Source organism: Mangrovimicrobium sediminis (genome assembly GCF_004745945.1).
Classification (GTDB): Bacteria; Pseudomonadota; Gammaproteobacteria; order Pseudomonadales; family Halieaceae; genus Mangrovimicrobium; species Mangrovimicrobium sediminis.
In genome coordinates this window covers 1-23,546 of the sequence record NZ_SRLE01000011.1, presented here as the reverse complement: position 1 = coordinate 23,546, position 23,546 = coordinate 1, and the positions used below count along the sequence as shown (strand labels likewise).

The window sequence follows — 23,546 nt, the reverse complement described above, 5'->3', positions numbered from 1 at the left end:
CGAGGTACGCGCGATGACCAACCCCCTGCTCGAGCAACACGAACTGCCCCCCTTTTCCGCCATCGAGGTGGACCACATCGAACCGGCGATCCGCTCGCTTATCGAACGCAATAAAGCGCAGATCGAGGAACTGCTGGGCGACCCGGCCAATCACACCTGGGCCGCGCTGGTCGCGCCTCTGGAGCAGCTCGACGACGAACTGTCCAAGGCGTTCTCGCCGGTCTCGCACATGAACAGCGTGCGCAACGCCGACGAATTGCGCTCGGCCTACAATGCCTGCCTGCCACTGCTCTCGGAGTACGGCACCTGGATGGGCCAGCACGAGGGCCTGTTTCGCGCCTACACCTACATTCGCGAGAACGAGGCCGACACCCTCGACGCCGCGCAACTCAAGGCGCTGGATCACGCCCTGCGCGATTTCCGCCTGGCCGGCGTGGCCCTGCCCCCGGCACAGAAGGCGCGCTACGGCGCGCTGCGCAAACGCCTGTCGGAGCTGGGCAGCAAATTCGGCGAGAACGTGCTCGACGCCACCAACGCCTGGTCGCGGCAGGCCAGCGCGGAAGAACTCGCCGGCCTGCCCGCCAGCGCCCTGGCGGTGGCACAACAGGCGGCGCAACAGGCCGGCGTCGAGGGCTACCTGATCAACCTGGAGTTCCCATCCTACTACCCGGTGCTGACCTACGCCGACAACGCGGAGCTGCGCCGCGAGGTCTACGAGGCCAACTGCACGCGCGCCTCGGAGCTCGGCCCCCACGCCGGGCAGTGGGATAACTCCGCCACTATCGTCGAGACCCTGGACCTGCGCCGCGAGCTGGCACAACTACTCGGCTTCGACAATTACGCGCAGCTCTCGCTGGCGACCAAGATGGCTGACAGCCCGGAGCACGTGGTGGGCTTCCTCGAGGAACTGGCGGAAAAATCACGCGCCCAGGCGCGCACGGAGTTCGCCGAACTGGCGGACTTCGCCCGCAGCGAATACGGCGTGGAGGAACTGCAGGCCTGCGACATCGCCTACTACAGCGAGAAACTGCGCCAGCAGCGCTACAGCGTGTCGCAGGAGGACGTGCGCCCCTACCTGCCGGTGAACCGCGTGCTGCCCGGCCTGTTCGAGGTAGTGCATCGCCTGTACGGCGTCGAGGTCGAGGAAGTGACCGACTTCGACACCTACCACGAGGATGCGAAACTCTACAACGTGCTGCGCGACGGCCAGGTGATCGCGCGCTTTTACCTGGACCTCTACGCCCGCGCCCACAAGCGTGGCGGGGCCTGGATGGACGACTGCCGGGTGCGGCGCGTCGCCGCCAGCGGGGTGCAACTGCCGGTCGCCTACATGGTGTGCAACTTCACCCCGCCGGTGGGCGAACAGCCCGCCCTGCTCACCCACAACGAACTCACCACCCTGTTCCACGAGTTCGGCCACGGCCTGCACCACATGCTCACCGAGCAGACCGTCGCCGCGGTCTCCGGCATCAACGGCGTGGCCTGGGACGCGGTGGAACTGCCCAGCCAGTTCCTCGAGAACTGGTGCTGGGAGGGCGAGGCGCTGGCCTTTCTCTCCGGTCACCACGAAACCGGCGAACCCCTGCCCGAGGACCTGCTGCAGCGCATGCTGGCGGCGCGCAATTTCCAGTCCGCCATGCAGATGGCGCGCCAGCTGGAATTCGCATTGTTCGACATGCTGTTGCACATGCGCTGGTCCGGTGGGGAGATTGATGCGGTACAGGCGCTGCTCGACGAGGTGCGCAGCAATGTGTCGGTGGTGCCGGTTCCGCCCTTCAACCGCTTCCAGCACAGCTTCTCGCACATCTTCGCCGGCGGCTACGCGGCGGGCTACTACAGCTACAAGTGGGCCGAGGTGCTCTCCGCGGACGCCTTCGCGCGCTTCGAGGAAGAGGGAATTTTCAACCCGCAGACCGGCGCGGACTTCCATCGCGAGGTGCTGGCGGTGGGCGGCTCGCGCGAGCCGATGGAGACCTTCGTCGCCTTCCGCGGCCGCGAACCCAAGATCGAGCCCCTGTTACGGCACTCGGGTATCGCCGCCTGAACTAGTCGTCGCTGGCGCCAAGCCAGCGATAGCACACCCCAGCGAGCGCGGCGCCGACGATCGGCGCCACCCAGAACAGCCACAGCTGGGAGATCGCCCAGCCGCCCTCGAACAGCGCCACCCCGGTGCTGCGCGCCGGGTTGACCGAGGTGTTGGTCACCGGAATGCTGATCAGGTGCACCAGGGTGAGGCCCAGGCCGATTGCCACCGGCGCCAGCGCCGCGGGAGCGCGCTGGTCGGTGGCGCCGAGGATGATCAACAGGAACATGAAGGTCATCACCACTTCGCAGACCAGCGCCGCGAGCAGGCTGTAGCCCCCCGGCGAGTGCGCGCCAAAACCGTTGGAGGCAAAACCCGCGGTCTCGAAGCCGGGCTGGCCGCTGGCGATGACGTAAAGTACCGCGGCGCCGGCAATCCCCCCCAGCACCTGGGCTACAACGTAGGGAGCCAGCTCCGCCGCCGGGAAGCGCCCGCCGACCAGCAGGCCCACGGAGACCGCCGGATTGAGGTGGCAGCCGGAGATGTGGCCGATGGCAAACGCCATGGTGAGGACAGTGAGGCCGAAGGCCAGTGCCACCCCCAGCAGGCCGATACCGACCTCGGGAAAAGCCGCCGCGAGTACCGCACTGCCGCAACCGCCCAAAACCAACCAGAACGTGCCGATAAACTCGGCACCGAGTTTCCTGCTCATGCTCATCGCTGCATACCCTGTAGTCCCTGGGAAGCGCCGGCATTCCGGGCGTTAATCAGGATAGTCGGGGATACGCGGGCGCGCCATACGGCGCGCGGAACAGCGGTGTCAACTGCGCCAGATTGCGCTGGCCCGCTGGCTGGGGCCGGAGGCCACGGAGACTTCCACCTCGCGCAACCCGTCGGCAGCGGAGAGTTCCAGCAGGCGCGCGAGCAGGTAGCGCGAGAACTCCTCCACGGTGGCGTTGCGGATCGGCAGGACACGGGTATCACTGCGCAGGAACAGCATCTGGTCGCGGTCGAAATGAACGCGGTAGTAGACGCCGTCCTCCTCGATATGCTGGAAGGGTGACTCGCCGGCCAGCAGGGTGTACTCGTCGAGTTCGTCGCACAACTGCGCGATGCGCCGCTTGTACACGTTGTAGTCCGCGGCGAAGCCGTTGTCGCCCATGGGCGCGACGAAGCGCGCGGACACGGCATAGTTGTGACCGTGCAGCCGCTCCCGCTCGGTGGCGGAAAAAATCGTGTAGTGCGCCGCAGAGAACTTGTGGCTCTGCTTGTCGATGTGCAGGCTGGTTAACTCGGTCATGGGCCCCCCGAAACCTAAGAGGCTGGCATTGTTGCGCGCGGCGCGGGCAAGTGCAAGGCGCCTGCCAGCGCTTGATCCCGTCCGGCGCAGGATCTACTGTAAGCAGATAAAGCCAACAACAAACAGGACGCGCTACACGTGCACCGGGGTCGAACAGCGCGATGGGTAAAAACCGTTGCTCGAGGCATATCGTATATACTCACCTGTATAAATACCTGATACCCCGACAGGGTTTCGGCGAGTGCCAGTAGTACCGGACAGGTGATCGCGCGCAGCGCTGCCCCGGGGACAAGGAAACACCGCAGTGATGTCAAATTCGCACATTCTCATCGTCGACGACGTCGCCGACAACATCCAGATCGCCATGAACCTGTTGCGCGAGGACGGCTACCAGTTCTCCTACGCCAACGACGGTCCGCGGGCGCTGGCCATGCTCGAAGAGAGTGGCGACGAGTTCGACCTGATCCTGCTCGATGTGATGATGCCGGGCATGGACGGCTTCGAAGTCTGCCGGCAGATCAAGAACAAGACGCCCTGGCACGAGGTGCCCATCATCTTTCTCACCGCGCGTGCGGAAGTCGAGGCAATCACCCGCGGCTTCGACCTCGGCGGCGTCGACTATGTCACCAAGCCGTTCCACGGTGCTGAACTGCTCGCCCGGGTGCGCACCCATGTGCAGTTGTACAACGCGCGCAAGATCCTGCAGCAGAAACAGATTCTGCTCGAGAACAAACTGGTGTTCTCGCAAAACCGGTTGTTGTCGGAACTGGAAGACACGCAGAAGGAACTGATCTGGGTCCTCACGGAACTGATGGAGGCCACCTCCGACGAAACCGGCAAGCACATCCGCCGCGTCTCGGAGATTTCCGCCCTGTTCGCCCACTTGCACCCCACCCTGGACGAGAGTGACGCCAACGCACTGATGCACGCCTCGCCCATGCACGATATCGGCAAGATGACTATCCCCCACGATATCCTGCACAAGCCCGGGCGCCTCACCGCGGACGAATTCGAGATCATGAAGCGGCACACCAGCAACGCCTACACGCTGCTGTCCAGTTCCAAGCGCAAGCTGTTCAAGGCGGCGGCGATCATCGCCCACGAGCACCACGAAAAGTGGGATGGCAGCGGCTACCCGCGCGGCCTCAAGGCCAGCCAGATCCATATCTACGGCAGGATCGTCGCCCTCGCCGACGTCTTCGACGCCCTGACCCACCGCCGCTGTTACAAGGACGCCTGGGAAGTCGACGAGGCCCTGGACTACATCCGGGGGCAGCGCGGCCGCCAGTTCGATCCGGAACTGGTGGACCTGCTGTTCGATAACCTGGGCCAGTTCCTTGCCATTCTCGAGCTCTCCTGAGCGGCTGCTGCCCGGCCTCTTCGCGCTACTGCTCGGCTGCTGCCTCCTTGTTGCCGGGACCCCTCCCGCCGCCGCGGACACCGGCGTATTCGAAGCGCGCATCGCGGCCAGCCTGACCGACGCGGAGAAAGCCTGGATCGCCGAACACGGCAGCGTGCGGGTCGCCGCCGAACCCGACTGGGCGCCCTTCGATTTCCTCGACGAGAGCGGACGCCCCCAGGGCATCTCCTGGGACTACCTGCGCCTGATCAGTGAAAAGACCGGCCTGCAGTTCGAGCAGACGCCGCAGGAGATGCCCTGGCGCGAGATCCTGGCGGGATTCCGGCGCGGTGAGATCGACCTGCTCCCGGCGGTGTACCAGACCGATGAGCGCGACGCCTACATGCAGTTCTCCCCGGCGTACTTCCGCACCCTGGATTACTTCTTCGTGCGCGACGACGTGGAAGCGACCAGCATGATGGATATCGCCGACAAGCGCGTCGCGATCCCCCACGGCTACGCCAATATCGGCTTCGTCCGCGAGCAGTTCCCGCAGATGGAAATCATCGAGGTCGAAACCCTGGGCGACGCCATCGACGCAGTGGTGGAGGGACGCGCCGAAGTGCTCTACGACACCTTCGCCGCCATCGACTACTGGCTGACCCGCGACGGCATACAGAGCATCCGCCCGTTCCACTCCAGCCGGCGCGCGGACACCAAGACCCTGCACTTCGCCACGCCGCGCGACAAGCCGCTGCTCGGCGCCATCGTGCAGAAGGGGCTGGAGGCGATCACCATCGACGAGCGCCAGGCCATCTACCGGCGCTGGCTGACCGGCAAGGCGAGCCAGGACAGCCACGAGACCATGACCCTCACCGCACGGGAGAAGGCCTGGCTGGAGGAGCACCCGTATATCCGCTTCACCGGCGACCCCAACTGGCTGCCCTACGAGGCCTTCGACGAGAACGGCGGCTACGTCGGCATCGTCGCCGAATACCTCAAGCTCATCGAGCGCAAGCTGGGCGTTCGCTTCGAGCGTATCCAGACCGACACCTGGTCCGAATCAGTCGACCTGGTGCGGCGCGGTGAGATCGACGTGCTCTCGGAAACCAGCGACTCCACCCTGCGTTCGCAACTGCTGTTCACCCAGACCTACCTGACCAGCCCGATCGTGATGGTCATGCGCGATGGCGAAAACTACGTGGAGAACCTCGCCGCAATCAGCGACCGGCGCATCGCCATGATCGCCGAATACGGGTATGTGGACACCATCCAGCGCGCCTACCCGGACATCCCGTTCCTCGAGGTTCCCAGCATCCAGGCGGGACTGACCGCGGTGTCCACAGGCGAGATCGACGCGCTGGTCGCCACCCTGGCCCAGGCCAGCTACCACATCTCCAACCTGGGCATCCAGAATATCCGCATCGCCGGCCGTACCGAGTTCGACACCCAGCTCGCCTTTGGCATCCGCCAGGAGTTCCGGCCGCTGGTCTCGATGTTCAACCGCGCCATCGCCGATATCTCCGCGACGGAAAAGCAGCGCATCCTCGACGACTGGGGCCACTACAAGTTCACGCCCAAGCTCGACTACCGCCCGGTGGCCTGGGCGGCGGCAGTGTTCCTGGTGCTGGCCGGCCTGATCCTGTACTGGAACCGCACCCTCGCCCGCGAGGTGGCGCTGCGCAAAGAAGCAGAGGCGCAGTCCAGGGCCCTGATCGACAACATCCCGCTGCAGGTCCTGGTGGTCAACCAGCGCGGCGACGTGCTGGTCGCCAACCCGCAGGTGTTGTCCGACTACGGGATAGCGGAAGAGGATATCCCGAATTACAACATGCGCGATTTCTTCGTCGAGGAGCGCGATCGCCAGGACGTCCTGCAGGAGATTGCCGAGAAAGGCGCGGTCAAGCAGCGCATCACGCGTTTCCAGCGCCTGGACGGCGGCATCCGCTCGATGATGATTTCCATCATGCCGGTGCGCTTCAACAAGCGGCCGGCGCTGCTGTGCATCGCCGTCGACATGACCGACCGCCTGGCCATGGAGGAGGAACTGAAAGAGGCCCGCGACCGCGCCGAGGTCGCCAACCGCAGCAAGTCGCAGTTCCTCGCCAACATGAGCCACGAGATCCGCACGCCGATGAATGCCATCCTCGGCTTTACCGAACTGCTCGAGGAGCAGGTGACGGACCGCAAGCAGAAGTCCTGGTTGAAAACCATCCAGTCCGCCAGCCAGGACCTGCTGTTGCTAATCAACGATATTCTCGACCTGTCCAAGATCGAGGCTGGCGCCATGCAGCTCAATACCAGCGCCACCAACCCGCATGTCTTGTTCGAGGAGTTGCGCCAGATTTTCGCCCTGAGCGCAAGCAACAAGGGCCTGGAACTGCTGCTGGAGATCGACCCGGCAATTCCCGAGAGCCTGTTGCTGGATGTCACGCGGTTGCGCCAGGTACTGGTCAACCTGCTCGGCAACGCCATCAAGTTCACCGACAGCGGCCACGTGCGCCTGCGTGCGTTGAGCGAGAACTGCGATGCGATCGGCAGCAAGCTCGACCTGTGTATCGAGGTGGAGGACAGCGGTATCGGCATCGCCGACACCGACCAGGCGGTCATCTTCGAGTCGTTCCAGCAGGCCGCCGGCCAGGAACTGACCCACCACGGCGGCACCGGTCTCGGCCTGTCGATCTCCAGCAAGCTGGTGAGCATGATGGGCGGCACCCTGGACGTGCACAGCGAGCCGGGTAAAGGCGCCACCTTCTCCGTCCGCCTGCAGGGCGTCGACGTCGCCACGCTGGCCCAGGGGGCGGAGCGCGCCGATGGGCCGGGCGAACCCGACATCCGCTTCGAGCCCGCGGTGGTGCTGGTGGTGGACGATATCAGCAACAACCGCCTGCTGGTGCGCGAGATTTTCGCCGACACCGGGATCAGCATCCTCGAGGCGGGCGACGGCCGCGCTGCGGTGACACTGTGCGCAAACGAACACATCGATCTCGTGCTGATGGACCTGCGCATGCCAGGCATGGACGGCTACGAGGCCGCGGCGGCGATCAAGCAGTTGAGCGATGTGCCCATCATCGCCCTCACCGCCTCGGTGATGAAAGAGGAACTGGAGAGAATTCGCGCGCGCAACTTCGACGACTACGTGCGCAAGCCGGTGCGTCGCCGCGAACTGCTGCGCGCGCTGGCGGCCTACCTGCCGCACAGCGAAATTGTCGACGCGTCCGAGGACGCGCCGATCGCCCTCAGCGACCGCGAGCTTGAACACCTGCCGGCAATCGTCGAGGAGCTGGAGAATTTGCAGCCGGCCTGGCAGCAGGCGATGGCCAGCAACAACCTGCGCAAGATTGAAGCCTTCACCGACAGGCTCCATGCACTCGCGCAGCGCCACGAAGACTTTGCGCCGGTGCGCGACTACGCGCGCGAGTTGCACGAACTGGTCGAGGTCTTCGATATTGCCGGCCTGGACAATACCCTGCCGCGCTTCGCCGCGCTGTGCGAACAACTGCGCGACCTGCAGCAAAGCACCGTAACCTGAGCACAGCGCCGCCCGCCGCAAGCTTGACGCACCGCGGCAAATCGGTGAGGCTGGTGCGCTTCCGGGGAGTTACAGATCATGACCATCGCCATTATCACCGGTGCCAGCGTGGGCATCGGCGCCGAGACCGCTGCGCTGTTTGTCGACAGCGGCTACCGCGTTTTCAATCTCTCGCGTCGCGCCTGTCCCCTGGCGGCCGTGGAAAACCTGCACTGCGACCTCGCCTCGCCGGCGTCGGTGGCAGACTGTGTCGCGACCCTGGCTCCCGCCCTGGCCGGTGCGCCGCGGGTCGCCCTGGTGCATAACGCCAGCCAGATGCGCAAGGACGCCGCCAACGCCTGCGCGAGCGATGACCTGCGCGCGGTGCTGGAAACCAATATCGTGGCGATCAACTCGCTCAACCAGGGCCTGCTGCCGCTGATGGGCGCGGGTTCCAGCGTGCTCTACGTGGGTTCCACCCTCTCGGAGAAGGCGGTGCCGGGTTCCTTTACCTATGTGATCAGCAAGCACGCCCAGGCCGGCATGATGCGCGCCACCTGCCAGGACCTGATGGGCAGCGGCATTCACACCGCCCTGGTCTGCCCGGGCTTCACCGACACCGAGATGCTGCGCACCCACATCGGCACCGACCCGGCGGTAGAGGCCGCGATCGCCGGCATGAACAGCTTCAACCGCCTGATCGAACCGCGCGAGATCGCCGAGCTGATCCACTGGGCGCACCTGCACCCGGTGATCAACGGCGCCGTGCTGCACGCCAACCTCGGCCAGCGGGAGGCCTGAGTTGAACGCGGTGGAGCCGGCCCTGCAGGAGCGCCGCGAGCGCGTCTTCCTGGTGCTCGCCGGCACCTTCCTGTGCGCCATGACCCTGCTCAACGTCATCGGCATCACGCGCTTCGTGCAACTCGGACCGATGGCGCTGGCGGTGGGCACCCTGCCCTACCCGCTCACCTTTTTGTGCACCGACCTGATCTGCGAACTCTACGGTCGCGCCAGGGCCAACTTCCTGGTCACGGTGGGGCTGGGCCTGAACTTCCTTATCCTCGGCGTGCTGCTGCTCGGCAACAGCCTGCCCTCAGTACCCTCGGAAAGCATGCCTCCCTGGCAGATCCTGCAGTTGGCGGCGCCGGTGCACATGCCCAATGGGGAAATGGTTGAGAACAGTGTGGGCCTGTACCAGCTGATCTACGCCACTACCTCCGGCGCGGTCTTCGCCTCCATGCTGGCGTACGTCGCGGCCCAGTATTGCGACGTGCAGCTGTTTCACTTCTGGAAGCGGGTCACGAAAGGCAAGCACCTGTGGATCCGCAACAACTTCAGCACGCTGATCAGCCAGATGGTGGATTCGCTGACGGTGATCACCGTCACCTTCGGCGCCGCCTTCCTGCGCGGGGAGATGGCGCTGGCCACGATGGCCGCGCTGGTCGCCTCGAACTACCTGTTCAAGGCGAGCGTCGCACTGCTCGACACGGGCCCCTTCTATGGCTGTGTATACGCCCTGCGCCGCTACCTCCGGCTGGCGCCAGGGGAGTACGCGGCGGCCAGCCAGAAGAGCGCAGGCTAGCCCGCCGCCGCCAGGACCAGATTGGCACGGCGCACCTCCTCCAGGTATTCCTCGACCATGGCCTCGGCCACATCGTGCGTGGACAGCCCGTGCGTGCGGGCGCGCTGCAGAACGCGCTCGAGGTTGTCCTCGATACGCGCAATATGCTGGCTGCGCTCCTCGGCCGGTGAACCCAGGCGCTGGTGGTGCACGTCGATAATGCCGCCGGCGTTCACCAGAAAATCCGGGCAGTAGAGAATACCGCGGTCGCGCAGGTGCGCCGCGTCCACCGCGCTGGCCAGCTGGTTGTTGGCGGCACCGCAAACGATGCCCGCCTGCAGCGCGTCGATGCTGCGCTCGTCGAGAACCGCGCCCATCGCGCAGGGGGCCACCACGTCGACCGCCAGCTCCAATACTTTCGCCGGGTCGACCGCGATCACACCGAGTTCCTCAACCGCGCGGCGCAGGTTGTCGACGTTGACGTCGGCGCCATACACCTCGGCGCCGGCCTCGCGCAGGTACTTCGCCAGGTAGTAGCCGACGTGACCCAGGCCCTGCAGCGCGACGCTGCGGCCCTTCAGGTCCGCTTCGCCGAAGCGGTAGTGCACCGCGGTACGCATGGCCAGGAATACGCCCCAGGCGGTGCTCGGCGAAGGGTCACCACCGTAGCGGTTGTCTTCCAGGCCGCTGACCCAGCGGGTGCGCTCGGCCATCACGCGCATATCGGCGACGCCAGTGCCGGAGTCTTCCGCCGCGACATAGCGCCCGCCCTGGGCGTCGATGAACTCGCCCATGGCCAGCAGCAGGTCGCGCGACTTGTCGCTGCGCGGGTCGCCGATGATCACCGACTTGCCACCGCCCAGGGGCAGGCCGGCCATCGCCGACTTGTAGGTCATGCCGCGGGACAGGCGCAGCACGTCGTGCAGGGCCGCGTCCTCGCTGGCGTAGGGGAACATGCGACAGCCGCCCACACCGGGGCCCAGGGTACTGTCGTGCACGGCGATAATGGCGCGCAGGCCACTGCCGTTGTCATTGGAAAACGAAACCAGTTCGTGCCGGTCGTAGGCCGGTGCCGAAAACACGCTCATCGTAGATCCTCGATGGATTCCCTGTGATTGACGCTCAGGCGGCGTCAACGATAGTTACCGCACTCGCCGCCATCTCGCCGCGCAATTGCGCCAGCAGTCGGTCGCGGCGCACCGCGAGCTGTTCGCGGTTGCGATCCTTGACGTGGCCGAAGCCGCGCAGCTGTGCCGCCAGTCCGGCCAGCTCCCGTGCCGGCGCGTAGTTGTCCGCATTCAGCTCCTGCACGATCGTATCCAGCAGCGCGACATAGTCCTCGATGTCGCGGCGCTCCTGGCGGCGCTCTTCCGTGTAACCGAAGATATCCAGGCGCGTACCGCGCAGGCGCTTGAACTTCGCCAGCCAGCCGAAGGCGCCGAGCATCCACGGCCCGAATTCGCGCTTGATCAACTGGCCGCTGGCGGGGTCGCGCTTGCTCAGCAGCGGCGGCGCCAGGTTGAAGCGCAGCTCCACGTCGCCGGCGAACTGCTTGTGCAGCTTCTTGAGGAAGGCCGGATCGCTGTACAGGCGCGCCACTTCGTACTCGTCCTTGTAGGCCATCAGCTTGAACAGGTTGCGCGCGGCGGCGAGGCTGATCGAGTCCGCCTCGGCTGCACGCGGGTCCGCGGCGCGCACGCGCGCGATGACACCGCTGTAGCGCTGGGCGTAGGCGGCGTCCTGGTAGTCGGTCAGGCGCTGTACGCGGTCGGCGAGTACCGCGTCCAGGTCCTGCAGGCGTGGCTTGGGCGAGGGTGCAAGCTCTTCCACCAGCGCCAGCACTTTCTCCGGCTGGTGCGCACAGCGGCGGCCCCACAGGAACGCGCGCTTGTTGAAGGCCACGGCGACGCCGTTGAGCTCGATCGCCTTGTCCAGCGCCTCGGCGCTCACCGGCACCGTGCCGCGCTGCCAGGCGAAGCCGAGCAGGAACAGGTTGGCGGCGATGGAGTCGCCCATCAACTGGGTGGCGATGCGCGTGGCGTCGATAAAGTGCGTGGCCGCCTCGCCCACCTCGTCGCTGATCTTGGCGCGCATGGAGGCGCCGGGGAATTTCGCGTCGGGGTTGAGGATGAACGACGAGGTCGGCACTTCCGCCTCGTTGACCACCGCGTGGGTGCGACCGTGGGAGACCTTGCCCATCGCCTCGTAGGCGGAGGTCACCACCAGGTCGCAGCCCAGCAGCAGGTCCGCCTCACCGGCGGGAATACGCACCGCCTTGATGTCGTCCTGGTGCTGGCTCACGCGCACGTGGCTGACCACGGCGCCGAACTTCTGCGCCAGGCCGGTCTGGTTCATGGTCGCGCAGCCCTTGCCCTCGATGTGCGCGGCCATCGCCACCAGCGCGGCGATGGTCAGCACGCCAGTACCGCCGACACCGGTGACCACCGTGTTCCAGGGGCGGTCCAGGCCGGGTAGTTCCGGCTGCGGCAGCGGGTCGAACATGTCGGAAGTATCACCGGCGCCGGCGGGCTTGCGCAGTTCGCCGCCGAGCACGGTGACGAAGCTCGGGCAGAAACCGTTGGCGCAGCTGTAGTCCTTGTTGCAGGAGCTCTGGTCGATCACCCGCTTGCGGCCCAGTTCGGTCTCCAGCGGCAGCACCGAGAGACAGTTGGACTTGATGCTGCAGTCGCCACAGCCCTCGCACACCGCGTCGTTGATGAACAGGCGCTTGGCCGGGTCAGCCATCGCGCCCTTCTTGCGCCGACGGCGTTTCTCCGCGGCGCAGGTCTGCACATAGACGATTACCGAGGTGCCCTTGTACTCGCGCAACTCCTTCTGCAGCGCGTCCATCTCGCTGCGGTGGTGCAGCGAGTAACCCGGGATACCGGCGAAATCGCCGCGCCAGGCATCCGGGGCGTCGCTGACCAGGGCGATGCGGTGCACGCCCTCGGCGCTCACCTGGCGCACCACGTCACCCACTGAGAGCGTGCCGTCGATCGGCTGGCCGCCGGTCATGGCGACGGCGTCGTTGTAGAGAATCTTGTAGGTAATGTTCACCCCCGCGGACACCGCGGCGCGAATCGCCAGCAGCCCGCTGTGGAAGTAGGTGCCGTCGCCGAGGTTCTGGAACATGTGCGGGGTGTCAGTGAACGGGGCCTGGCCGATCCAGGTCGCGCCCTCGCCGCCCATCTGCGTGAACGTGTGCGTCTCGCGATCCGGCATCCAGGTGGCCATGTAGTGGCAGCCGATGCCGCCGCCGGCGCGGCTGCCCTCGGGCACCTTGGTCGAGGTGTTGTGCGGACAGCCGGAACAGAAGTGCGGCACGCGCTCGATAATCTCGCGCGGCTTCGCCAGCGATGCTTCCTTCTCGTTGATCCAGGCGATGCGCTGCTCCATCAACTCGGAATGGAAGAAGCGCTTGATGCGGCTGTGGATGGCCAGCGCCACCATCGCCGGGGTCAACTCTCCAAGGTTGGGCAGCAGGTCGCGGCCGTTCTCGTCGAACTCGCCGAACACACGCGGGCGCGAGCCGACCGGGGAGTTGTACAGCTGGCCGGTGAGCTGGTCCTCGATGATCGAGCGCTTTTCCTCGACCACTAGGATCTCTTCCAGCCCTTCCGCGAAGTCGTGGGTGGTGCGCGGCTCCAGCGGCCACGGCATGCCCACCTTGTACACGCGCAGGCCGATTTCCGCGGCCGCAGCCTGGTCGATACCCATGTCGTCCAGCGCCTGCAGCACGTCGAGGTATGCCTTGCCGGAGGTGATGATGCCGAAGCGCGGGTTGGGGCTGTCGATGACGATGCGGTTGATGCCGTTGACCCGGGCGAACTCGCGCGCCGCGTAGATCTTGTACTTGTTCAGCCGCAGTTCCTGCTCCAGCGGCTTGTCCGGCCAGCGCGCGTGCACGCCGTCCGGCGGCAGCTGGAATTCCTCGGGGATGTGGATCTGGATGCGGCCGGGGTCGATGTCGGCGGAGATCGCCGAATCCATATTCTCGGTGATCGCCTTGAGTGCCACCCAGCAGCCGCTGTAGCGCGACAGCTCCCAGCCGTACACGCCGAGGTCCAGCACTTCCTGCACGTTGGCCGGCGCCAGCACCGGCACAGAGGCGCCGATGAACATGTGCTCGGACTGGTGCGGCAGGGTGGAGGACTTGCAGGCGTGGTCGTCGCCGGCCACCGCCAGCACGCCGCCGAACTTGCTGGTGCCGAAGGCGTTGGCGTGCTTGATCACGTCCATGGAACGGTCGACGCCCGGGCCCTTGCCGTACCACATGGAGAACACGCCGTCGTACTTGGCGCCGGCGAACAAATTGGTCTGCTGACTGCCCCACACGGCGGTGGCGGCGAGGTCTTCGTTGACGCCGGGCTTGAACACAATATTGTGCTGGTCCAGCCAGGCGCGCGCGCTCCACAGGGCCTGGTCGACACCGCCCAGGGGTGAACCGCGGTAACCGGAGATAAAGCCCGCCGTGTTCTGGCCGCGCTGGCGGTCGCGCTGGTGCTGCAGCATCGGCAGGCGCACCAGCGCCTCGATGCCGGTCATGTAGGCATGCGTGGTATCCAGGGCGTACTTGTCGTCCAGCGACACGTCGCGCAGGTGTACCGATTGGTCCTTACCCATGGCTGGCTCCCGGTTTCAGGTGGTCAATAGTGTGCGGGCGCGGGACCGAAATTGTTATGTCGGATTACCCCCGATATCGAGCAATCCTGCATAATTTAGTCGCAATGGAAAAATAACCGACAACTTTTATCCGGTATTGATGCAACGCCTGTTTTACTACTCCGGCTGGCCGTAGCTGCCCGTCAGGCTGTAGTAGATCATCAACACCACGTCGTCGGGGCCGACGCGGTCACTCGCCCACAGTTCATCGTAGTCGCGCGAGGGATTGGCGGCGAGGATGGCATCGATGTCCCGCCCCGCGTCGATCATCGCCTGCACCCGGTTGCGGATGTCCCAGAGCATGTCGCGGTAGGCCTGCAGGGCGCGCTTGTCGCCCACCGGGCCGTGACCCGGCACCACCCGGGTCGCGTCGTCGATGCGCGCCAGCACCGCGTCGAGGGCAGGAAAGTAGCCGTCGATGCTGCCACCGCCGGCGAGGTCGATGATCGGGTAGAGGCCGTTGATATAGATGTCGCCCATGTGCACGACGTTGCTGCCAGTGAACCAGGCGACCGCGTCGCCATCGGTGTGGGCCGGCGAGACATAGAAAAACTCGATGCGCTCGCCGTTGAAGTACAGGTTCATGCTCTCGGGAAAGGTGACGACAGGCAGGGCCTGCGCCGGCGCGGGTGGCGTGGTGCTGCCAAAGAACAGGTTGGTCTGCGCGCGGGTCATGCGCTGGCGCGAGTTGTCCTGGGCGAGAATCAGCGCGCCGTCCTGTGCGAGCAGGCTGTTGCTGCCGGTGTGGTCGCCGTGAAAGTGGGTGTTGAGCACGAACTCCACCGGCCCGGGTTGCACGCCCTCGATAGCATTCAGGATCTTCCCGTGAATCTCGGGAAACTCGTTGTCCACCAGCAGCAGGCCGTCCGCGCCGGCGGACAGCAGCATGTTGCCGCCCGAACCGTGCATGAAGTAGAGGGTGTCGGACAGTGGGTGCACGTCTATTTCGACGCTGGGCCAATCGAAGGAAAATCCCCCCGCCACCTTCCAGGGGCCGCTCCTGTCCGCGCCGCCGGCCTGCTCGCCGGCCACGCCCGGTGACAGCGGCGTCAGTGCCAGCACCAGCGCGCACACTGTGGCATCCCACTTGCCCTGCCTGCCCCGATTCATACCCATACTCACCCCCTTGAATTCCTGTCTGGTCGATCAGGAACTCAAAGCAACCCCCATGCCAGCAGGCTTTGGTCAATGCAACCGCGGGCTATGCCGGGAGTTCCGCGAAACCCAAAACCTGACCAAATGGCATAATAATTGCTGAAATCAGGGCATGCGTATTCAAAAGCTCTTTCGAGTCATTCTCACCCTCCTGTTGCTGAGCCTGCCCCCGTTGCAGGCACAGGCAGCGGGCGAAAAACCCATCAAGCTGCTCGTTTATGGTGCGACCGTGATCCCGGTCGACGGCAGCGGCGAGTACCTGGAGACCGGCTATCTCAGTGTCGACAGCGATGGCCGCCTGGTGGAGGTCGCCAGCGGGGCGCCGTCGCCGGAACTGCTGGCCAGCGCCGAACAGGTGGTCGACGCCAGCGGCAGGATCATCACCCCCGGCTTTCTCTCCGGCCACAGCCACCTCTACCAGAGCCCCTTCCGCGGCATCGGCGCGCACTACACGCTCAAGGGCTGGATCGCCACCTACCACGGCACCTACGGCCCGTTCTACGACCCCAGCGACCTGTACTGGTACTCGCGCCACGGCGCCATGGACTACCTCGGCCACGGCATTACCACTATCTTCGACTGGACGCTGAACAAGGATTGGTCGCTGGACGACTACCTGGGCCTGTACCGCGGCTCGCTCGATTCCGGGGCGCGTATCATCTTTGGCTACGGCATCGATTCCAGCAAGGACCTCGCCACCAATCGCGCCATGCTGCAGCAATACCTGCAGACCATTCGCGACGAGCATATGGATACCTCGAACCCGAAGGTACCGGCGGTGTGGATGAGCGGCATCGGCCTGCTCAATGGGCGCCACGACGCGGCCATGGAGTTCACCCTGGCGCGGGAATTCGAGCTGCCCATGCAGGTGCACTACCTGGAAGAGCCGGACCCCGCCTACGTCGCCATCCAGCGCTCGCTGTACCCCATGTACGAGGAGTTCGGCGTGCTCGGCGAGGGTTTCAACTTCGCCCACTTCATCAATACCACGGACGAAATCCTGGAAAAAACCGGCGCCAGCGGCACCGGCATGATCTGGAACCCGCTGTCCAACGGGCGCCTCGCCTCCGGCCTCGCGGACATCCCGAAATACCTCGAGTACGACATCCCCGTGGGCATGGGCATCGACGGCCAGGCCAGCGCCGACATCTCCGACCCCTTCGAGAACATGCGTATGGGCATGTATGCCATCCGCATGAAATACCAGGATGCGCAGGCGATGATGCCGCTGGACGTGCTGCGCATGCACACTATCGGCACCGCGCGGGTGTTCGGCATCGAGGACCAGGTGGGCAGCCTGGAACCGGGTAAGTACGCCGATTTCGTGGTCATCGACCCGCGCGCGATGGAAACCAGCCCGCCCATCCACCCGGTGGAACACGTGGTGCTGGCCTGTAGCGTGGCCAACCTCGAGAGCGTCTACGTCGGCGGCGAGCTCACCGTGCAGCGCGGCGAGTTTCTGCTCTCTGACTACCCCGAGGTCACACGCGAAGTCACCGAGCGCCTGGCCGCGGTGCGCGCGCGACTGGAACAGGCACGCCGCGACGGCTTCACCACGCCCAAGGCCTTCGATGCGGTGCCGGGGTATGATTCCGGCACCTTCGTGCCCGAGTTGGAGTACCCCGGCTACGCGCGGCCGCGGGAATAATCCGGACGTGCCTCGCGCCGCGCGCCGACAGTTTCCAGCGACACGGCGCACCCGCTGCATTGCCTTGCTGCTCGGCTGCCTGGCGATGGCCGGCGCCAACGCGCGCGACGACGTTTTCAATTTCACCCTGCCCTGGCTGCCGGTTGGCGACTATGCCTACTACACCGCGGGCATCGCCCTGGGCTACTACCGCGATGTCGGCATCGACCTGCGGGTAAAGCGTGGCTTCGGCTCCATCGACGCCACCACCAAGCTCGCCGCGGGCCTGTTCGACGCCGGCGAGGTGGACATCGCGGCGGTGATCAGCGGCCGCCTGCAGCAGCAAACCCCGGTCAAGTGCATCGCCAGCAACCAGACCGTCAGCCCGGGCGGATTCCTGGTGCTCAAGAGTTCGGGTATCGAGACCCTGCAGGACCTGGTCGGCAAAACGATTGCCACCCAGCCCGGCAACGCCATGTTCCTGTACCTGCCGATGCTCGCGGCGCAACAGGGCTTCGACGCCACGCGCATCCAGCGGGTGAACGTGGACAACACGGCCATGGCCGGACTACTGCTGCGCGGCAAGGTCGATGCGGCGGCGTTCCTGGTCACCAACGAACCCTTCCTCGACCGCCAGGCGCAGCGCTTCGGCAAGTCGGTGCGCGCCATCCGCTACGCGGACTACGGCCTGGACATCTACGGCCAGTGCATCGCCGCGCCGGACGAGGTCATCGCCAACAAACCCGACCTGCTGCGCCGCTTCCTGCAGGCGACCCTGCGCGCCCGGCGTTTCGCCCTGGAAAACCCGGAAGAAACCGTGGCGCTGCACCACGCTGCCTACCCGGAGGTCGACCCCGAGGATGCGTTGCTGAGCCTGCGGGCCGCCCTGCCCTACATGTTCAACCCGGTCACCGAGGCGGCCGGCCTCGGCCAGTTCGCCCCCGCGCGGGTGCAGGCAACCTACGATGCGGTGGTGAAATCCCAGGCCCTGCAGGGCAGCGCACCACTGGAGGCGTTTGTCGACGACTCACTGGTGCGCGACCTGGAGAGCGCCGGTGATTGAACTGCGCGGCGTCGCCCATCGCTATCCCGGACAGGCCGACGAAGAACACACCTTCACCGGTGTCGATCTCGAAATTCCCCGGCACAGTTTCGTCGCCGTGGTCGGCCGTTCCGGCTGCGGCAAGTCCACCCTGTTGAACGTGATCGCCGGCCTGGATGCGCCCTGTGCCGGCAGCGTCAGCATCGACGGGAAGGCCGTTTGCGGTCCACCGGACGCGGTGAGCCTGATGTTCCAGGCGCCGACCCTGCTGCCCTGGCTCCCGGTACTGGACAACGTGCTGTTCCCGCTGCGCATCGCCGGGGCGGACCTCGCCGCGGGCCGCGACCGCGCGCTGCAGTTGCTCGAACTGTGCGGAATCGCGGATCGCGCCCGGGCGCGGCCACAGCAGTTGTCCGGCGGCATGCAGCAGCGCGTGGCCCTGTGCCGGGCGCTGGTGTCGCAACCCTCGGTACTGTTGATGGACGAACCCTTCGGCGCGCTGGACGCCCTCACCCGGGAACTGATGGGCGAGGAACTGCTGCGCCTGCGCGAGCGGCAGCCGCAGACGGTACTCATGGTCACCCACTCCATCGAGGAAGCGGTGCTGCTGGCGGACCGCGTGGTGGTGATGGCGCCCGACCCCGGACGTATCCGCGAGATCATCGACGTCGACCTGCCACGGCCCCGCGACCTGGCCCAGGCGCAGCCGCGAGCTGTCGCCGGTGCCTTACGCGAGTTGATATTCGAGCGCGGGGGCTCGACAGCGCACGCCGCGGGTCAACCGCGCGTGGAGGTTGCATATGACTGAGGCGGTCGGCCAGCGACTGGCCGCTGCGCTGGCGCCGCTTGCCTCGCTGCTTGCACTGCTCGTGTTGTGGGAGGCGGGCGTGCGCTGGTTCGAGGTCGACAGTTTCCTGTTGCCGCCGCCCAGCGCCATCGGCGCGGCACTGCTCGACTCCGCCGGCCCGCTGTGGGACAACAGCCTGTACACCCTGCGCACCTTCGCCGCCGGGTTCGGCCTGTCCATCTGCGTGGCGCTGCCGCTGGCGGTGCTGGTCACAGCCTCACGCTGGCTGGCCGCGGCGATCTACCCGTTGCTGGTGCTGATACAGTCGATCCCCAAGGTGGCCCTGGCGCCAATCCTGATTGTCGCCATGGGCACCAGCGAGGCCCCGCGCGTGGTCATCACCTTCCTGGTGGCGTTCTTTCCGCTGGTCATCGCCACCGCGACCGGCCTGCTGCACACGCCGCCGGAGCTGTTGCGCCTGGCGCGTTCGCTGCGCGCCTCGGCGCTGCAGCGCCTGCTCTACATTCGCCTGCCCCATGCGGTACCGTTTATTTTTTCCGGGCTGAAGATGTCGGCGACGCTGTCGGTGATCGGGGTGGTGGTGGCGGAGTTCGTCGCCGCCGACCGCGGTCTGGGCTACCTGATGACTTCTGCCATGGCCTTTTTCAATACACCGCTGGCCTACGCCGCGATGCTGCTGCTGTCGCTGATCTCCATCGCGGCATTCCACGGCATCGGCCTGCTGCAGGCGCTGCTGTTTCCATGGTCGACAGGCCAGCCAAACGCGGCCGGGTGACCCCGCCGGGAGATGACGATGGACGATTCGCGTATCAACATCATCGAGTTGAAGTCCGGCCAGCGCAACAGCCGCGCCGCGCGCGCGGTGTCGCGCTCACCGCTGCCCGGGGAGATTCCGCTCATCGACGTCAGCCCGATCTATACGCCGGGTAACACCGAGGGGCTGGCGCGCACTGGACGGGCCATCGCCGAAGCCTGCCAGCGCATCGGTTTTTTCTACGCCACCGGCCACAGCGTCGCGCCCTTGATCGTCGACAATGCGTTCAGCGCGGCGCGGACGTTCTTTGCGCTGCCGCTGGAAGAGCGCCTGCGCATCAAGCTCAACGACCGGCACCGCGGCTACATGCCCATGGGCGACACCACCGTGCCGGGCTATGCCGCCAACCTGCACCACAGTTTCGAGATGGCACTGGACCTCCCGGTGCAGGACCCGGACGTGCTGGCCGGCAAGCCCTTGCACGCGAGCAATGTCTGGCCGGAACTCGCCGGCTTCCGCGACGCGGTAGAGGCCTGCTACGACGCCGGCTGCCGCTTCGGCTTTCACCTGCTGCGGGCGATGGCCTCCAGTCTCGACCTGCCGGACAGCTACTTCCAGGCGCTCTACCGCGACAAGCCGCTGGCTTCGATGCGCCTGCTGCACTATCCACCCTCTCCCGACCCGGTCGATGCACAGGACGATTTCGGCATCGCCCCGCACAGCGACTACGGCGTTCTCACTCTTCTGCTACAGGACGAAACCGGTGGGCTGGAACTGCTCACTCGCGGCGGTGAATGGATACAGGCGCCGCATGTGCCCGGCGCCTACGTGGTCAACATCGGCGACCTCATGGGTATCTGGACCAACGACCGCTACACCTCCATGCAACACCGGGTGCGCAATACCGGCGAGCGTGATCGCTACTCCATCCCCCTGTTCTACAACCCGTCATTCGACACACGCATCGCCTGCCTGCCCGGCTGCGCCACGTCGACGCAGCCGGCGAAGTACGCGCCGGAGCGCATGGGCGAATACCTGCTGGCAAACTTCAACCGGGTCTGGGAGAGCTACAAGCGACCAACGCCCGGGGACTAGCCGCCCGGTTTCGCACCGCATCCCGACCCACGGTTGCCATGCCCGGAAAATCCCGCTATGAATGCATAACTTATCCGAGGAATGGCAAGGAAGGGGCATAAATTGGCCGAGAAAATCACCCGCCAGGACATCGACATCCTGGAACTGCTGCAGCGCGATGCCACCCTCAGCACCAACGCCATCGCCGAGCGCATCAATATTTCCCAATCGCCCTGCTGGCGGCGCATCAACCGCCTGGAGGAATCCGGCGTCATCCGCCGCCGCGTGGCACTGCTCGACCGCCACGCCCTGGGCATGGAAGTGGTGGTGTTTGCCACCATCAACCTGACCTCCACCGGGCGCCAGAACCTGCTGGCCTTCGAGCAGGAGATCGTGGGCCACCCGGAGGTCATGGAGTGCTACACCATGACCGGCATCTGGGACTACATGCTGAAAATCGTCACCCGCGACATCCGCCACTACGAGAACTTCGTGCGCAATACCCTCACCGCCAGCCCGGCAATCCGCGAACTGCACTCGCACATGGCGGTGACAGAGATCAAGAACAGCACCGAGTTGCCCCTGGATACGCAATTGTGAGCCCGACCCTGGCGAGCAAGCTGCCGCGGGTCGGCACCACCATCTTTACACGCATGTCGGCACTGGCCGCGGACACCGGTGCGATCAACCTCTCCCAGGGCTACCCGGATTTCGACCCGCCGCAGGCCCTGCTGGATGCGCTGGCGCGCGCGGTGCGCGAGGGGCACAACCAGTATGCGCCGATGACAGGACTCCCGGCGCTGCGCGAGCAATTGGCGGCCCAGTTACAGCACCACCGCGGTGTCAGAGTCGAACCGGATGCGGAAATCACCGTGGTACCCGGTGCGACCGAGGGCATCTTCTGCGCGGTCATGGCCTGCGTGCGGCCGGGCGACGAGGTCATCGTGCTCGACCCGTGCTATGACAGCTACGAGCCCGCCATCGAACTGGCCGGTGGGCGCGCGGTGCACGTCCCGCTCACCCTGCCGGACTTTCGCGTCGACTGGCAGCGCGTGGAGGACGCCATCACGCCGCGCACGCGCATGCTGATGATCAACTCGCCGCACAACCCCACCGGCAGCGCGCTGTACCGCGAGGACCTCGAGCAGCTGGCGACCCTCGCCGAGCGCCACGACCTGCTGGTGTGCAGCGACGAGGTGTACGAACACCTGGTCTATGACGCGCGCGAGCACCACAGCGTGCTGCAGTGGCCGGCACTGCGCGAGCGTGCCTTCGCGCATTTTTCCTTCGGCAAGACCTTCAGCGTGACCGGCTGGAAGACCGGCTACTGCGTGGCGCCGCCGGCGCTCACCGCCGAGCTGCGCAAGGTGCACCAGTTCGTCGCCTTCGTCGCGGTCACCCCGGTGCAGCAGGCGATTGCGGAATTCCTCGCCGCCGAACCGGACTACCCCGCCACGCTGGCGGCCTTCTACCAGCGCAAGCGCGACCTGTTCAACGACGCGCTGGCCGCGTCGCGTTTCACCCTGGTGCCCAGCGCGGGCACCTATTTCCAGCTGCTGGATTACGGCGCCATCGACCAGCGGCCCGACAGCGAACTGTGTGAGCGCTGGACCCGCGAGCACGGCGTCGCCTCGATACCCGTTTCTGTGTTCTACCAACAGGCCCCGGAGCTGCGCCTGCTGCGCTTTTGCTTTGCCAAGAGCGACGCCACGCTGCTGCGGGCCGCGGAGCTGTTATGCAAGATCTGACCGTCACCCTGCTGCAGACTGAACTGGCCTGGGAGAACCCCGCCGACAACCGCGAACAGATCGCCGGGGCGCTGGCCGCTGCGGCACCAGACACTGACGTCGTGGTGCTGCCGGAGATGTTCACCACCGGCTTTTCCATGAACGCGCTGGACAACGCCGAGGACCCGGGCGGCGCCACCGAGCAGTGGATGCTGGCACTGGCGCAACAGTACGATTGCGCAATTACCGGCAGCATTGCTGTGCGCGGCGATGGCGGTGCTTTCAACCGGATGCTGTTTGCCACACCCGAGGGCATGCGCTTTTACGACAAGCGCCACCTGTTCCGCATGGCCGGGGAGCACAAGCGCTACCTGGCGGGAAACGAGCGCGTGATCGTCGACTGGCGCGGCTGGCGCATCCTGCTGCAGGTCTGCTACGACCTGCGCTTCCCGGTGTTCAGCCGCTATCGCGGCGACTACGATCTGGCCCTATATGTCGCCAACTGGCCGGACAGCCGGCGCCTGCACTGGCGCCAGCTGTTGATCGCGCGCGCCATCGAGAACCAGGCCTGCGTGGTCGGCGTGAACCGCATCGGCAGCGATGCCAGGGGCCTGGACTACAGCGGCGACAGCCTGGCCATCGCCGCGGACGGCACCGCGACCGCCTCTGTTACACTGTCCGCGGACGCGCTGCACAAATACCGGGAAGCCTTTCCGGCGCACATGGACGCCGACGACTTCCAGCTGTTGCCCTGAACCGCGGCACCACGGTTGAACCTGACGGCGCGCCACAAGTCACACAACACACATGGACAGCCAGCCAGGAGCTAGCATGCAGGCAGATTCAGACGATCGCTACACCGATGCACCGCCGCGCGGCGGCATTCCCAAGCTGCCGTTTATTCTCGCCGCCATGGCGGTGGCCATTCTCGCCGCCTGGTATTTCACCGGTGACAGCGGCGGC

Annotated in this window: 18 protein-coding genes; 13 read left to right on the top strand and 5 right to left on the bottom strand. The window is 65.9% G+C overall.

Annotation, left to right across the window (positions count from 1 at the left end; all coding sequences use genetic code 11):
• Positions 1-13: 13 nt before the first annotated feature.
• The gene (prlC, locus tag E4634_RS15375) at positions 14-2,044 is read left to right on the top strand and encodes an oligopeptidase A (RefSeq protein ID WP_135445488.1); all 2,031 of its coding nucleotides are present in this window, start codon (positions 14-16) and stop codon (positions 2,042-2,044) included.
• Position 2,045: 1 nt separating this feature from the next.
• Here prlC and aqpZ read toward each other — a convergent pair whose 3' ends face one another.
• Together aqpZ and E4634_RS15365 are read right to left on the bottom strand one after the other, a co-directional pair.
• The gene (aqpZ, locus tag E4634_RS15370) at positions 2,046-2,735 is read right to left on the bottom strand and encodes an aquaporin Z (protein ID WP_240725209.1); all 690 of its coding nucleotides are present in this window, start codon (positions 2,733-2,735) and stop codon (positions 2,046-2,048) included.
• 108 nt (positions 2,736-2,843) lie between these two features.
• Positions 2,844-3,323: a 6-pyruvoyl trahydropterin synthase family protein gene (locus E4634_RS15365; protein ID WP_135445484.1), complete on the bottom strand. Its 480-nt coding sequence runs from the start codon at positions 3,321-3,323 to the stop codon at positions 2,844-2,846.
• 307 nt (positions 3,324-3,630) lie between these two features.
• Between E4634_RS15365 and E4634_RS15360 the strand changes: the two genes are divergently transcribed.
• The 4 genes from E4634_RS15360 to E4634_RS15345 all read left to right on the top strand — a co-directional run bounded on the left by E4634_RS15360 (position 3,631) and on the right by E4634_RS15345 (position 9,755).
• Positions 3,631-4,683 carry a response regulator gene (locus tag E4634_RS15360; RefSeq protein WP_135445482.1) on the top strand — a complete coding sequence of 351 codons (1,053 nt, stop codon included), beginning with the start codon at positions 3,631-3,633 and terminating at the stop codon, positions 4,681-4,683.
• Complete coding sequence (locus tag E4634_RS15355) at positions 4,661-8,194, top strand: transporter substrate-binding domain-containing protein (protein ID WP_135445481.1); 3,534 nt, start codon at positions 4,661-4,663, stop codon at positions 8,192-8,194. Before E4634_RS15360 ends, E4634_RS15355 begins: the two co-directional genes overlap by 23 nt.
• A 78-nt stretch (positions 8,195-8,272) precedes the next feature.
• Positions 8,273-8,974, top strand: a complete 702-nt coding sequence (locus E4634_RS15350; protein ID WP_135445479.1) for an SDR family NAD(P)-dependent oxidoreductase — start codon at positions 8,273-8,275, stop codon at positions 8,972-8,974.
• 1 nt (position 8,975) lies between these two features.
• On the top strand, positions 8,976-9,755 hold the full coding sequence (locus E4634_RS15345; RefSeq protein WP_434783508.1) for a queuosine precursor transporter: 780 nt from the start codon (positions 8,976-8,978) through the stop codon (positions 9,753-9,755).
• Here E4634_RS15345 and E4634_RS15340 read toward each other — a convergent pair.
• The 3 genes from E4634_RS15340 to E4634_RS15330 form a co-directional block, all read right to left on the bottom strand.
• Positions 9,752-10,822 (bottom strand): Glu/Leu/Phe/Val family dehydrogenase, encoded by a 1,071-nt coding sequence (locus tag E4634_RS15340; RefSeq protein ID WP_135445477.1) that lies wholly within the window; start codon positions 10,820-10,822, stop codon positions 9,752-9,754. The two genes, E4634_RS15345 and E4634_RS15340, sit on opposite strands and share 4 nt — an antisense overlap.
• Positions 10,823-10,856: 34 nt before the next feature.
• A complete protein-coding gene (locus E4634_RS15335; RefSeq protein WP_135445475.1) occupies positions 10,857-14,357 on the bottom strand; it encodes an indolepyruvate ferredoxin oxidoreductase family protein in 3,501 nt (1,166 codons plus the stop codon).
• A gap of 156 nt (positions 14,358-14,513) precedes the next feature.
• Entirely contained in the window at positions 14,514-15,506 is a 993-nt protein-coding gene (locus tag E4634_RS15330) for an MBL fold metallo-hydrolase (protein ID WP_167854936.1), read from the bottom strand.
• Between the two features lie 157 nt (positions 15,507-15,663).
• On the opposite strand from E4634_RS15330, the gene E4634_RS15325 reads away from it, so the two are divergent.
• The 8 genes from E4634_RS15325 to E4634_RS15290 all read left to right on the top strand — a co-directional run bounded on the left by E4634_RS15325 (position 15,664) and on the right by E4634_RS15290 (position 23,338).
• Positions 15,664-17,199 carry an amidohydrolase family protein gene (locus E4634_RS15325; RefSeq protein WP_135445472.1) on the top strand — a complete coding sequence of 512 codons (1,536 nt, stop codon included), beginning with the start codon at positions 15,664-15,666 and terminating at the stop codon, positions 17,197-17,199.
• Positions 17,200-17,206: 7 nt separating this feature from the next.
• Positions 17,207-18,241 carry an ABC transporter substrate-binding protein gene (locus E4634_RS15320; RefSeq protein WP_167854935.1) on the top strand — a complete coding sequence of 345 codons (1,035 nt, stop codon included), beginning with the start codon at positions 17,207-17,209 and terminating at the stop codon, positions 18,239-18,241.
• A complete protein-coding gene (locus E4634_RS15315) occupies positions 18,234-19,028 on the top strand; it encodes an ABC transporter ATP-binding protein (protein ID WP_135445468.1) in 795 nt (264 codons plus the stop codon). Before E4634_RS15320 ends, E4634_RS15315 begins: the two co-directional genes overlap by 8 nt.
• Positions 19,021-19,803 (top strand): ABC transporter permease, encoded by a 783-nt coding sequence (locus E4634_RS15310; protein WP_135445466.1) that lies wholly within the window; start codon positions 19,021-19,023, stop codon positions 19,801-19,803. Before E4634_RS15315 ends, E4634_RS15310 begins: the two co-directional genes overlap by 8 nt.
• An 18-nt stretch (positions 19,804-19,821) precedes the next feature.
• Positions 19,822-20,877: an isopenicillin N synthase family dioxygenase gene (locus E4634_RS15305; protein WP_167854934.1), complete on the top strand. Its 1,056-nt coding sequence runs from the start codon at positions 19,822-19,824 to the stop codon at positions 20,875-20,877.
• 102 nt (positions 20,878-20,979) lie between these two features.
• Entirely contained in the window at positions 20,980-21,456 is a 477-nt protein-coding gene (locus E4634_RS15300; RefSeq protein WP_240725208.1) for an Lrp/AsnC family transcriptional regulator, read from the top strand.
• On the top strand, positions 21,453-22,604 hold the full coding sequence (locus E4634_RS15295) for a methionine aminotransferase (RefSeq protein WP_346763345.1): 1,152 nt from the start codon (positions 21,453-21,455) through the stop codon (positions 22,602-22,604). Before E4634_RS15300 ends, E4634_RS15295 begins: the two co-directional genes overlap by 4 nt.
• Entirely contained in the window at positions 22,592-23,338 is a 747-nt protein-coding gene (locus tag E4634_RS15290; protein WP_135445460.1) for an amidohydrolase, read from the top strand. Before E4634_RS15295 ends, E4634_RS15290 begins: the two co-directional genes overlap by 13 nt.
• The last annotated feature ends 208 nt before the right edge of the window (positions 23,339-23,546 follow it).